The sequence below is a fragment of the Microcystis sp. M53603_WE2 genome (assembly GCF_030065435.1).
Genome location: NZ_JASJFF010001088.1, coordinates 1 through 1,377, shown reverse-complemented (window position 1 = coordinate 1,377; position 1,377 = coordinate 1). Strand labels below are relative to the sequence as shown.

The 1,377-nt window shown below is 43.2% G+C and carries 2 protein-coding genes; both read right to left on the bottom strand.

Features of this window, described 5'->3' with window-relative positions; genetic code table 11:
• Nucleotides 1-272 (bottom strand): DUF3352 domain-containing protein (locus tag PX481_RS22965; RefSeq protein WP_288096250.1); only part of this gene is annotated, 272 nt, incomplete at its 3' end.
• Between the two features lie 175 nt (nt 273-447).
• Nucleotides 448-1,377, bottom strand: a 930-nt coding sequence (locus tag PX481_RS22960; protein WP_288096248.1) for a quinone-dependent dihydroorotate dehydrogenase, incomplete at its 5' end; no start/stop codon positions are given.

Here is a 1,377-nt window from a genome sequence, read left to right as displayed (position 1 = left end):
GTGAAGATATTTTTTTGTAATTCTTCTAGTCCTTGACTAACCGCAGTTCGCGATTCTGGTGTACCATATTTAGCTAACACTGACCAAGCTTTTGCATCCGTGGAGACAAAACTACTAGCAAAGGCAGTTTCTGGGATAACTTTTGCCGATTCTAAGGGGGTGAATCTTTGCCAAGGAAGTTGTCCTCGTAGATAAAGATAGACACCTCCTGCGGTTACTGCTGTTAGTCCTAGGACGACTAAACAACCGGGTAAAAATGATTTTTTTGACATAGAATTGTGGTTTGGTTAAAAAGTTCCATACTTGGCGATCGATTTGTCTGCGGTTGTAGTCTCTAGAGTAGTCCTATTGTAGTTATCCTAATTATCTTATCTTATCCCCAAAGGTGACAGACAACATTTCAGCTAATTTTTCCGAAATTATTGCTAATTACCGGAGAAAATTGGCTCATTCTTGGTTAGCTTGCCAACCCACCGCTTGATTAATATTAGTCAACCCATTAGCCTCTAATTTTTCTGTTAATCCTTGTAAAATATTTGATACTAGCCAGGGTCCTCGATATAACCAACCGGTATAAATCTGTAATAAACTCGCACCAGCCGTAATTTTTTCCCAAGCATCATCGAGAGAAAAAATGCCTCCCACTCCAATTATTGGTAAATTGCCTTGGGTTTGCCGATAGATAAAACGGATCACTTCCGTGGAACGTTCCCGCAAAGGTTGCCCACTAATTCCCCCTGCTTCTTCAGTGATTGGTTTACCGGTTTCGGGCAGAATTGTGGTTTTTAATCCCGTGCGTTTAGTGGTGGTATTAGTAGCGACAATTCCAGCTAATTGATAGGAGAAAGCTAAGTCAATAATTGTTCTGATATCTTCCCATTCTAAATCGGGAGAAATTTTCACTAATAGGGGTTTTCTGCCTTGATTTTCTGTTTGTAAAATGTGGAGGATTTTATCGAGTTGTTCACCACTTTGCAGGGAACGCAAACCGGGAGTATTGGGAGAACTAACATTAACGACAAAATAATCGGCATGGGGGAATAAATAGCGAAAACTGCCTAAATAGTCCTCCGGGGCCTTTTCTAGGGGCGTATTTTTCGATTTACAGAGGTTAATGCCGATGGGAATCTGTCGGGGTTGTCGTTGCCAAGATTGCTGGAGAGTTGCCGCTAGAACCGGCGCTCCGAGGTTATTTGCCCCCATACGGTTTAATCCCGCCAAATCTTCCGGTAAACGAAATAATCTCGGTTTTGGGTTGCCCGGTTGCCCTTCTAGGGTGACAGCACCCACCTCGGCAAAACCAAAGCCGAAACTAGGCCAAAGTCCTGCCCCTAAACCGTCTTTATCGAATCCTGCCGCTAATCCGACGGGATTGGG